General features: G+C 71.2%; 12 protein-coding genes and 1 tRNA gene. 10 read left to right on the plus strand and 3 right to left on the minus strand.

The features are described 5' to 3' along the window. On the plus strand, window positions 1-183 hold a 183-nt coding region (locus tag G6031_RS13330), incomplete at its 5' end, for a helix-turn-helix domain-containing protein (protein WP_182653522.1). 73 nt (window positions 184-256) lie between these two features. On the opposite strand, the gene G6031_RS13335 is transcribed toward G6031_RS13330, so the two are convergent. Continuing rightward, window positions 257-1,969 carry an acetolactate synthase gene (locus G6031_RS13335; RefSeq protein ID WP_347238500.1) on the minus strand — a complete coding sequence of 571 codons (1,713 nt, stop codon included), beginning with the start codon at window positions 1,967-1,969 and terminating at the stop codon, window positions 257-259. Between the two features lie 95 nt (window positions 1,970-2,064). On the opposite strand from G6031_RS13335, the gene hadA reads away from it, so the two are divergent. The 8 genes from hadA to G6031_RS13375 all read left to right on the plus strand — a co-directional run bounded on the left by hadA (window position 2,065) and on the right by G6031_RS13375 (window position 7,176). Continuing rightward, window positions 2,065-2,466: a (3R)-hydroxyacyl-ACP dehydratase subunit HadA gene (gene hadA, locus G6031_RS13340; protein ID WP_182653523.1), complete on the plus strand. Its 402-nt coding sequence runs from the start codon at window positions 2,065-2,067 to the stop codon at window positions 2,464-2,466. Beyond that, entirely contained in the window at window positions 2,463-2,963 is a 501-nt protein-coding gene (locus G6031_RS13345) for a MaoC/PaaZ C-terminal domain-containing protein (RefSeq protein ID WP_182653524.1), read from the plus strand. The genes hadA and G6031_RS13345 overlap by 4 nt, the downstream gene beginning before the upstream one ends. 151 nt (window positions 2,964-3,114) lie before the next feature. Beyond that, a tRNA-Trp gene (locus tag G6031_RS13350) sits at window positions 3,115-3,187 on the plus strand. A 37-nt stretch (window positions 3,188-3,224) separates the two neighbouring features. Further along, entirely contained in the window at window positions 3,225-3,575 is a 351-nt protein-coding gene (gene secE / locus G6031_RS19215; RefSeq protein WP_182653525.1) for a preprotein translocase subunit SecE, read from the plus strand. A 64-nt stretch (window positions 3,576-3,639) separates the two neighbouring features. After that, window positions 3,640-4,539 (plus strand): transcription termination/antitermination protein NusG, encoded by a 900-nt coding sequence (nusG, locus tag G6031_RS13360; protein ID WP_182653526.1) that lies wholly within the window; start codon window positions 3,640-3,642, stop codon window positions 4,537-4,539. Window positions 4,540-4,792: 253 nt separating this feature from the next. Further along, a complete protein-coding gene (gene rplK / locus G6031_RS13365; RefSeq protein WP_095717641.1) occupies window positions 4,793-5,227 on the plus strand; it encodes a 50S ribosomal protein L11 in 435 nt (144 codons plus the stop codon). A 91-nt stretch (window positions 5,228-5,318) separates the two neighbouring features. Then, window positions 5,319-6,041, plus strand: coding sequence for a 50S ribosomal protein L1 (gene rplA, locus G6031_RS13370; protein ID WP_179523168.1), 723 nt, complete (start codon window positions 5,319-5,321; stop codon window positions 6,039-6,041). Between the two features lie 199 nt (window positions 6,042-6,240). Further along, entirely contained in the window at window positions 6,241-7,176 is a 936-nt protein-coding gene (locus G6031_RS13375) for a hydroxymethylglutaryl-CoA lyase (protein WP_179523167.1), read from the plus strand. A 13-nt stretch (window positions 7,177-7,189) separates the two neighbouring features. Here G6031_RS13375 and G6031_RS13380 read toward each other — a convergent pair whose 3' ends face one another. Next, window positions 7,190-8,368, minus strand: a complete 1,179-nt coding sequence (locus G6031_RS13380; protein WP_179525965.1) for a CaiB/BaiF CoA-transferase family protein — start codon at window positions 8,366-8,368, stop codon at window positions 7,190-7,192. A 304-nt stretch (window positions 8,369-8,672) separates the two neighbouring features. Further along, entirely contained in the window at window positions 8,673-9,659 is a 987-nt protein-coding gene (locus G6031_RS19220; protein WP_179523166.1) for a diacylglycerol kinase family protein, read from the minus strand. A gap of 336 nt (window positions 9,660-9,995) precedes the next feature. On the opposite strand from G6031_RS19220, the gene rplJ reads away from it, so the two are divergent. Further along, window positions 9,996-10,508 (plus strand): 50S ribosomal protein L10, encoded by a 513-nt coding sequence (gene rplJ, locus G6031_RS13390; protein WP_107746165.1) that lies wholly within the window; start codon window positions 9,996-9,998, stop codon window positions 10,506-10,508. The last annotated feature ends 142 nt before the right edge of the window (window positions 10,509-10,650 follow it).

Raw genomic sequence — 10,650 nt, forward strand, 5'->3', positions numbered from 1 at the left:
CTGGCCGCACTGGACGACGGCGCCGGGCACTCGGCCGCGGAGGTCGCGCGCGCGAGCGGCGCCTCCCGCGCGACCGTGCGTCGCTACCTCGATCATCTGCACCGCAACGGCGCCGTCGACGTGTCCCATCGGTACGGGAGCCGCGGCCGACCCGAGCTTCTCTACCGGATCGTCGTGTCATGACCGGCGCACACGACGGCACGGGTGCCACCGTGGGACCGGCGCGCGGCCGACTCCGTGGTCGACCGGGCGGGGCTCACACCCCGAACGTCGAGCGGGGATAGCCGGCCTCTACGTCTGTCACGATGTTGACCAGGTACGGCACCCCGCTCGCGAACGCGCGGTCCAGGGCCGGGCCGATCTGCGCGGGATCGGTGACCATCTCACCGGCCCCACCGAGCGCCCTGACCACCTCGTCGTACCGGGTGCGCGGGGCGAGGTCGGCGATCACGTCGTAGCCGTACAGCATCTGCATCGGCCCCTTCTCCAGCCCCCACGCCCCGTTGTTCCCCATCACCATCACCACGGGCAGGTCGTGCCGCACGAGGGTGTCCACGTCGATCAGCGAGAACCCGGCCGCGCCGTCGCCGAGCAGCAGCACCACCTGGCTCGACGGCCGGGCGATCCTCGCGGCGATCGCCGCGCCCAGGCCGGCGCCGAGGCAGCCGAACGGGCCGGGGTCCAGCCAGTTCCCGGGCCGGGCGGGCTCGATGAACTTGCCGGCGAAGGAGACGAAGTCGCCGCCGTCGCCGATCACGACCGCGTCCTCGGCCAGGCGCGGCAGCAACTCGCCGTAGATGCGCGCCGGGTGGATGGGGTCGGCGCTCGCGCTGAACAATTCCAGGTCGGCGGCGTGCGTGGCGTCCGCCTTCTCCCGCAGCGACCGCGCCCACCCGCTCCAGTCCGGCGTCGTCGACCGACGCTGCACCGCCTCGGTCAGCGCGTCCAGCACCCGCCCCAGATCACCGGCGGTGGCGACGGCGGGTGAGGCGTGTCGGCTGAGTTGGCCCTCGGAGTCGGCGACGTGCACGACCGTCGCGGGGTCCGCCCCGTCCTTGCCGCCGAACACGCCGTACCCCAGGCGGAAGTCCAGCGGGGTGCCGACGACCACGACGAGGTCGGCCATACCGAACGCCATCCCCCGCGCCTTGGACACCAGCAGCGCGTGACCGGCGGGGACGACCCCTCGACCCATGCCGTTGGGGATCGCGGGCAGCCCGAGCGCCTCCACACAGCGCAGGGCGGCCACCTCGGCGCCGTCGGCCCAGACGTCCGACCCCAGCACCAGGACGGGCCGTCGCGCCCCCACCAGCAGGTCGGCGATCCGGTCGACCGCGTCGGTGTCGGGGGAGCGATCCGGGGTGGGCCCGGAACCCGGTCCCGGTCGCACGGACTCGCACTGGTCGAAGAAGTGGTCCATGTGCACGTCGAGGAACGCCGGTCCGCGGTGGGCGGAGCGTGCGGCGGTGAAGGCCCGGTGCGTGGCGTCGGCGATGTCGGCGGTGTCGCGGGCCGTCTCGGCGGACACCGTCACCGACTCGACCAGGGGGACGTGGTCGAACTCCTGCAGGCTGCCCGTGCCCCACCGGCCCGCGGGGGCGCGGCCGCCCAGCACCACCATGGGTGCGCCGGAGAACGAGGCCTGGGAGATCGCACTGATCCCGTTGGTGACACCGGGCCCGGCGGTGAGGACGGCCAGGCCGGGGGAGCGCGTGAGTTTGCCGGTGGCCTCGGCGGCGAACGCGGCGGTCTGCTCGTGCCGGACGTCGAGCAGGGAGATCCCGTGGTCCTCCTTCTCCGCCGCGTCGTACATCGGGAAGACGTGTGCGCCGGAGAGCGTGAACATGGTCCGGACCCCGTGCGCGGCGGCGACGGCGGTGGCGTGGGACCCGCCGTGGCCGGCCACGGGGCCGGACTCCTCGATCCCGCGCTCGTCTCGGTCGTGTCCTGCCGGATCGTTCTGGCTCACGGGCGCTCTCCCTGGTCGACTGATCCCACCGTAGGAGTCGCGCCCGTGTCGTATCGGCGATTTCGTGCGGAACGGCTGGGGTAGCGTCGGCCGGTGTGAGCACAGACAACGCAGACGACCACGTCGTCGTCGTCACCGGTGACCCCGTGACCGTCACCGCCGAGGTGGTGGCGCGTGTCGCCGAGGCCGTCGGCGCGCCGTCCGGCGAGGTCCCGGCCACGCTGGCCGCGGCGCTGACGGCGCCGGTGCAGCGCGCGGTGATGGAGCACCCCGACCTGCGGATCGACCTCTCCCGCACCCTCCACACCGCCCAGTCCTCCGTGCACCACAGGCCCATCGCGGTCGGTGACGTCCTCACCGCCACCGCGACGGTCACCGGGGTGCGGTCCGCCCGTGGCGGGCGGATGATCGGCTTCGACACGGTGCTCCGCGACCCGAGCGGCGCGGCGGTCCAGTCGCTGTCGAGCGCGCTGCTCACCGCGGAGGTGGAGGGATGACCACGGACGAGCCGACGAGCACGGACAACCCGACGACGGACGAACCGACGAGGGACGAGCCGACGACGACGAGGCGACCGGAGCCCGGCGAGCCCATCCGGGCCCGCAGCCTGCCGGTGACGCGTGCGGACCTGCGCCGCTACGCGGACGCCTCGGGGGACCACAACCCCATCCACCTCAGTGACGAGGCCGCCCGCGAGCTCGGTCTGCCCGGCGTGGTCGCGCACGGGATGCTGACCTCGGCACTGGCGATCGGGGTCGTGGCCGAGTGGGCCGGGGGAGCGGACCGGGTGGTGGCCACCTCGATCCGGTTCGCCGGACCGGTGGTGGTCCCCGCCGACGCCCCGGCCCTGTTGGAGGTGGCCGGCACGGTGAGGAGGGTCGCCGACGACGGTTCCACGGCAGACGTGGCCCTCACGGTCACCTGCGGCGGGGCCAAGGTGTTCGGCAAGGCGATCGTGACCGTCGCCCTCGACGGCGCCGATCGAGCGATTTAGAGCCACTGCCGGGGCTGACGTACACTTGCCACGCCCGACCGCCCGCGGTCGCGGCCCACGCTGCCTGAGGCAGCCGCCGACACTGTAGAGTCGAGGCGTTCGTGCGGTCCGCGATTCGTGAGACGGCACGGGTGGCCGGGAGACCGGCCGAAGGGGCGTAGCTCAATTGGCAGAGCAGCGGTCTCCAAAACCGCAGGTTGCAGGTTCAAGTCCTGTCGCCCCTGCCCTTCCCGCCAGCCACAGTCGACCCGGAGGTACCGCGTGAGTCAGGATCGCGACGACGACACCAGCGGCGCGCGCGGTTCCGACGGCGCGGCCGGTACCGCCGGTGCCGCTGTTCCGACAGGCAAAGCCGGCCGGAGCGACACCACCGTCGCCAATCGTGTCCGCACCGATGCGGACACCGCGGAGGACACGCGGGCCAACCGCGCGAATCCGTTCCAGTACATCGGGCAGGTGATCGAGGAGCTGCGCAAGGTCATCTGGCCCACGCGCAACCAGATGGTCACCTACACCATCGTGGTGTTCCTGTTCCTGATCTTCATGACCGCGCTGGTCTCCGGCGTCGACTTCGGCGCGGGCAAGCTCGTCGAGTTCGTCTTCGACCGCTGACACCCGCCGCTGGAGGTCCGGGACGAGATCCGGACCGCCGAACTTCGAGAGGACCGCAATTTCAGTGAGCGACATCGAGCAGAGCCCCGAATCCGAGGACGTCGAGCAGAGCCCGGCTGCCGCCGAGCAGGCCGAGACCGCGGCGGATGCGGTGCTCGGTGACACCTCCGCGGACCCCTCCGACGTCGCGGTCCCGCCGACCGCCGAGGCCGTAGCGGATGCCATCGACGCGGTCGCCGGCACCGATGAGGACGCCGACGATGTCGCCGACGTCACCGATGAGGCCGACGCCGCGGAGGGATCCGAGTCGGCAGAGGCCCCCGCCGAGGAGGCGGCGCCCGCGATCGATCCCGTCATCGCCTTCAAGCGCCAGCTGCGCAAGCTCCCCGGCGACTGGTTCGTCGTCCACTCGTACGCCGGGTACGAGAACAAGGTCAAGGCCAATCTCGAGACCCGCGCGGTCACCCTCGGCGCGGAGGACAAGATCTATCAGGTCGAGGTCCCCATCGAGGAGTACACCGAGGTCAAGAACGGCCAGAAGAAGGTCGCCAACCGCAAGGTCCTGCCCGGCTACGTCCTGGTGCGTATGGACCTCGACGACGAGTCATGGGGTGTCGTCCGCAACACCCCCGGCGTGACCGGGTTCGTCAGCGCGACCGGCGGTGCGGCCGGTGCGCCCACCCCGCTCTCGCTGAGCGACGTGGCCAAGTTCCTGGCCCCCAAGCCGGAGAAGAAGGCCGCCACCCCCGGTGGCGAGGCCGACGGTGGACTGGTCCCGCAGACCGTCGAGGTGGAGTTCACGGTCGGCGAGTCGGTCACCGTCATGGACGGCCCGTTCGCCACCCTGCCCGCCAGCATCTCCGAGGTCGATCCGACCTCGCAGAAGCTCAAGGTGCTCGTGTCCATCTTCGGTCGCGAGACCCCGGTGGAGCTCGGATTCTCCCAGGTGGAGAAGATCGACTGACCAGCGCGATCACCCCGACGGCCCGCCCCGCGCACACCGCGCGCGGCGGGTCCCGTCGTTTCGGGGATCGCGCCACGGTGCGCCGGATCGGATTAGCCGTTGCACGTCGATTGCACGTAGACTCTCCAAGGTTGTGCCTGCGCCCCCGCATGCCCTGCCCGACGGGCGGGCCTGAGGGGAGCGGCGCACACGACAGTCGGCCTCCCACGTGTACAGCGTGGAGCCGAGATCCAGTCGAAGAATCAGGAAGACGATGCCTCCGAAGAAGAAGAAGGTCTCAGGGCTGATCAAGCTCCAGATCAACGCCGGCGCAGCCAACCCGGCACCGCCGGTCGGCCCGGCTCTGGGTGCCCATGGTGTCAACATCATGGAGTTCTGCAAGGCCTACAACGCAGCCACCGAGAACCAGCGCGGGAACGTCGTGCCGGTCGAGATCACGGTCTACGAGGACCGTTCTTTCGACTTCAAGCTCAAGACGCCGCCGGCCGCCAAGCTCCTGCTCAAGGCCGCCGGCCTGCAGAAGGGTTCGGGCACCCCGCACTCCGCCAAGGTCGGCAAGGTCTCCATGGACCAGGTCCGCGAGATCGCGCAGACCAAGATGGAAGACCTCAACGCCAACGACGTCGACCAGGCCGCGAAGATCATCGCCGGCACCGCCCGCTCCATGGGCATCACGGTCGAGGCCTGACCTCCACCACCACACATCACCGTGGGAGGGCAGCTCAGGCCCGCACCACACCCGACCGTCGCAGAGAACACGCGGCAGGAATGGAACTCTCATGAGCAAGAACAGCAAGGCCTACAAGGCCGCAGCTGACAAGGTCGACCGCACCAAGCTGTACTCGCCTCTGGATGCCCTGGCACTGGCCAAGGACACCTCCTCGACGAAGATGGACGCCACCGTCGAGGTCGCCATGCGACTTGGCGTCGACTCCCGCAAGGCGGACCAGATGGTCCGCGGCACCGTGAATCTTCCCAACGGTACCGGTAAGACCGCCCGCGTCATCGTCTTCGCCGCGGGCGAGAAGGCCACTGAGGCCGAGGCCGCCGGCGCCGACGTCGTGGGCTCCGACGACCTCATCGAGCGGATCCAGGGCGGCTGGCTCGACTTCGACGCAGCGATCGCCACGCCGGACCAGATGGCCAAGGTCGGCCGTGTGGCCCGCGTGCTCGGCCCGCGTGGCCTCATGCCGAACCCCAAGACGGGCACCGTCACCATGGACGTGACCAAGGCCGTCAGCGACATCAAGGGCGGCAAGGTCACCTTCCGCACCGACAAGGCCAACAACCTGCACTTCATCGTGGGCAAGGCGTCGTTCTCCACCGAGCAGCTCACGGAGAACTACCAGGCCGCGATCGACGAGGTCATGCGTCTCAAGCCGTCCTCCTCCAAGGGCCGCTACCTGCAGAAGATCACCGTGTCCACCACGACCGGACCCGGCATCCCGGTCGACCCCTCGGCGATCTCCAAGCTCCTCGAGGCGGGCACCGACTCCCAGTGAGTTGATCCCCCGGCAGGAGGGCCCCGCGACCGTTCACGGCGCGGGGCCCTTCGCTGTCAGGGATGTCCCGGCCGTCATGCCCCGGCCGTGACGCCTCCGGCCGCACCCGCGGGTACCGTCATCGCCAGGATCTCCCAGGCCGCCATGGGACCCGGCACACCGCACCACACGGCGGTCCCGGATGCGGAAGGACACCCCCATGAACACGCGGTCCAACGGAGACGTGGCAGTGCGCGACGTCGCCCTGAGGGACGGACTCCAGCTGACGGAGGGGCGACTGGGTACCGCCGGCAAGGTGGAGCTCGTCCGCACGTTGCTCCGGTCCGGCGTCCCCGAACTCGAGGTGGGGTCGATGGCCAGACCGGACCTGGTCCCGGCGCTCGCCGACACGCTCGACGTGATCGGCGCCCTGGACGAGGCCGAGCGGGACCGCTGCTGGGTCTGGGTGGCCACGCCCGGCCACGTGCGGCGCGCCGCCGACGCCGGGGTGAGGCGTTTCCAGTACTGCCTGTCGGTGACGGACGCGCACAACCGGGCCAACATCGGCCGGGACGTCGAGACGAGCATGGCCGCGCTGCCCGAGGCGGTGCGGGCGGCCGACGCCGTCGGCGGCAAGGTCCAGCTCTGCCTGGCCACCGCCTTCACCTGTCCGCTCACCGGGCCGGTCGAACCCGGGCGGGTACTGGAGTTGATCGCGGACCCGCGCGGCGCCGGGACGGTCGACGTGGTGGTGGCGGACACTCTCGGCCAGGCGCATCCGCGACAGGTCGGCGAGCTGGTCGCGGCCGCGGTCGGGCCGGCTGCCGGTCGTCGCATCGTCTTCCACGGCCACGACACGTGGGGGATGGGGGTCGCCAACGCCCTGGCCGCGGTGGAGGCGGGCGCGGGGATGGTCGACTCCGCCCTGGGCGGGCTCGGCGGCTGCCCCTTCGCGCCCGGGGCCTCAGGCAACACCGCAACCGAGGACCTGCTGTTCGCCCTCCGGCCGGACTGGTTGGATCCGGAGGGCTTCCACGATCTGGTCCGGGCGGGTGACCGGATGCTGGCCGAGCTGGGCGAACGGTCGCGCTCGCGGGCCTCGGCGGGGGCGCACGGCAACGGCCGCGAGTTCGACTGGACCCTGCCGACGACCTGAGTCGCTCCGTCGCTCAGATGACGCCGCGGGCGGCCAGGTCGGCCAGGTGCTCGTCGTCCAGGCCGAGCAACCCGGAATAGACCCTCCGGTTGTCCCAGCCCGGTTCGGGGGTCCCGCCGCGACGCACCGCACCGGGCGTGGCGTCCAGCACGGGCACGACCCCCGGTCCGAGCACCGTGTCGTCCACGCCGGGCACGGTGTGCGGCACGATCATCCCGCGCGCGAGGAACTGCTCGTCCCGCACCACGTCCGCGACGGTGTTCACGGGACCCACCACGACCCCGGCGGCCTCCAGGACGGTGGCGATCTCCCCGGCCGTCCGCTCCGCGGCCCAGTCGGCGATGATCTGATCGATCTGGTCCTGGTGCACCCCGCGCGCGTGGTGGTCGGCGAAACGCGGGTCGTCGGCGAGCTCGGGGCGGCCCATCGCCGAGCACAACCGGCGGAACACGGTGTCCTGGTTGGCGGCGATGATCACCCACACCCCGTCCGACGCGCGGTAGAGGTTCGACGGGGCGATCCCCTCCAGACGCGTGCCGGACGGGCCGCGCACCACTCCCGCCGCGTCGAAGTCGGGGATCACCGACTCCTGCACGGCCAGGCAGGACTCCGTGAGCGCCACGTCGACCACCTGTCCGCGACCGGTGGTGGTGCGGGCGAGCAGCGCCGCGAGGATCCCCTGCACGGCGAACATCCCGCCGAGGGTGTCGCCGATCGACAGGGCCATCCGGGGCGGCGGACGGTCGGGGAACCCGTTGAGGTGGCGTAGCCCCGAGACCCCCTCGGCTACCGAGGCGTAACCGGCGCGGGTGGCCTGGGGTCCGGTCTGGCCGTATCCGGAGACCCGCCCGATCACCAGGCCGGGGTTGACCTCGTGCAGGCGGTCCGGCCCGAGCCCCCACTTCTCCAGGGTGCCCGGACGGAAGTTCTCCACCACGACGTCCGCGCGGGCGACCAGGTCGAGGAAGATCGCCGCGCCGTCCGGGCATCGCAGGTCGAGGGTGATCGACTCCTTGTTGCGCGCGTGGACGGTCCAGAAGTGGCGACGGCCGTCGCGCTCGCCCTGGCCCCACGTCCGCAGGGGGTCGGGGCGTCCGGGATCCTCGATCTTGACGACCCGTGCGCCCATGTCCCCCAACAGCCGGCCTGCGAACGGGCCCGCGATGAGCGTGCCGAGCTCCACCACGAGCATGCCCGCCAGCGGCCCGGCCCCGGACTGCTGCGCCGGCGCCTCGTCGGGGGCGCCGCCCGGCGGCGTGGCCGCCGGGTCGTGAGTCAGCCGGTCCGTCCGCTGTCCGTCGAAGATCTCCATGACCCGCCCCCGCCAGTCCGCCGTGCGAGCTGTTCGCACCCACCGTGTGACCCGCTCGCCCCGAACCCCGGGCGGGCGGTCTCCTCGACCCACACGCTACCCAGACCGGGCAGCGCGACCACCCGTTCCCTGGGCGGCGACGCCACCGGAGCGGCGCGACCCCGGGGAGAACACTCCTGCAGGGTCAGTGTGCGACACGCACCGTGAGTCCCCGACGCTTGATCCACGCCGAGAACTCGGTGACGGTGCCGCACTCCTCGCCGTCGATCTGGAACGACGCGGGCTTCTCCAGGATCCGGGCCGAGACCCCCTCACCCTGACGGAAGTCCAGTGGGCGGGTCTGGTGCTTCTCCTTGCCCTCGACGTGGGAGGAGCCCCTCCGTAGTGCCGGGGTGAGCTGATGCTGGAAGGTGTGGTGGACCAGCACCGCGCCGGCCTGGACCCAACCGAGGGCGCCCTTGGCCCGCAACGCCAACACATCGAGGAGACCGTCGTCGATCACGGCGTCGGGCAGCAGGATCATCCCGGCCTGGAGCATCCCGCAGTTGGCCACCAGGAGGGTCCGGGCCCGGGTGTGGATCTCCGGTCCGTCGTCGAGCGAGTACTCCACCTTGATCCGGTGGCCGCGGAGCAGTGTGTTGGCGAAGGCGCCCACGTAGGCGAGCCATCCGACCCTGGCCTTGAGGCCGTCGTGGGTGCCGGCGATCATGTCCGCGTCCATGCCGGCGCCGAGCATGACGAGGAAGACGTCGTCGTGGGTGTGCCCGTCGCCGTCGGTGTAGCGGACCAGGCCGAGGTCGACCCCCCGGCTCCGGCCGCTCATGGCCACGCGGACGGCGCGGTCCACGTCATCCAACGGGATGTCCAGATTCCGGGCGAGCAGGTTGCCGGTGCCGAGCGGGACCACGCCCATGGGGATGCCGGTGCCGACCAGGCCCTGGGCGACCGAACGCACGGTGCCGTCGCCGCCGCAGGCGAGCACCAGGCCGACACCGCTCGCGGCGGCCTCCTCGGCCTGACCCACGCCCGGATCCTCCTCGGTCGTCTCGTAGAACACCGGATCGGTCCAGCCGTGCAGAGCGGCCCTCTCGGCCGTGCGGCGACGAACCTCATCGACTCCGGCCTTGATGGGGTTGTAGATGACGGCGACGCGGGACGAGGCGGGGGGCACGGCACAACAGTGTCAGAAACACGCCCGACCCGCCATTCCCCGGTGGCCCGCCGATTTGGCGGCGGCGACCCGCCGCCTATACCCTGATGGGGAAGTTTGAACGCCTGACGGCTCGCCCCGTCGGGCACCTGATCAAGTTTCACCGAAGACCGCAGGTCACCGCTCCCGCCGGGGGCGGTCGAAGTGTCCGGGAGCGCCCGGACGGCCCGCGCAGGAGAACACCGGTCAGTGTAGGAAATGGCACGTCACAGTGCCCGCCTCCTCCACGCCCCGTGCCGCCTGCGCCCGGGGCGTTCGTGCATTTCCCGGCAGTGAGAAGCAGAGAGGAGGCGAAACATGGCAAAGCCCGCAAAGGTCCAGGCCGTCGAGGAGATCAAGGAGCACTTCCAGAACTCCACCACGGCCGTGGTCACCGAATACCGCGGACTCTCCGTTCCGCAGGTCACCGCGCTGCGCAAGGCCCTGGGTGACTCGGCCACGTACACCGTGGCCAAGAACACCCTGGTCAAGCGTGCGGCGAAGGAAGCCGGTGTCGAGGGTCTCGACGACCTCCTGACCGGCCCCACCGCCATCGCGTTCGTCACCGGTGAGGTCGTGGACGCCGCCAAGGCGCTCAAGACGTTCACCAAGGACAACAAGGCGCTCATCGTCAAGGGTGGTGTCATGGACGGCGCCACGCTGTCCGCCGCCGAACTCGACAAGATCGCCGAGCTCGAGTCCCGCGAGGTCCTCCTCGCGAAGATGGCCGGTGCGCTCAAGGGCAACCAGGCCAAGGCCGCCGGCCTGTTCAACGCGCCCGCCTCGCAGCTGGCACGTCTGTTCGCGGCGCTCGAAGACAAGAAGAACTGACACACCCCACACGCTTCCGGTGTCGTATGACGGCGCCGGGACCAAATGAAAGGACGCCACCATGGCGAAGCTCAGCAACGACGAGCTGCTCGAGGCCTACGTCGAGTGGTCGTCCGGGCCGCGCCGTCTGGCCGTCGACCTG

The sequence above is a fragment of the Dietzia sp. CQ4 genome, from assembly GCF_014145125.1.
Lineage (GTDB): Bacteria > Actinomycetota > Actinomycetes > Mycobacteriales > Mycobacteriaceae > Dietzia > Dietzia natronolimnaea.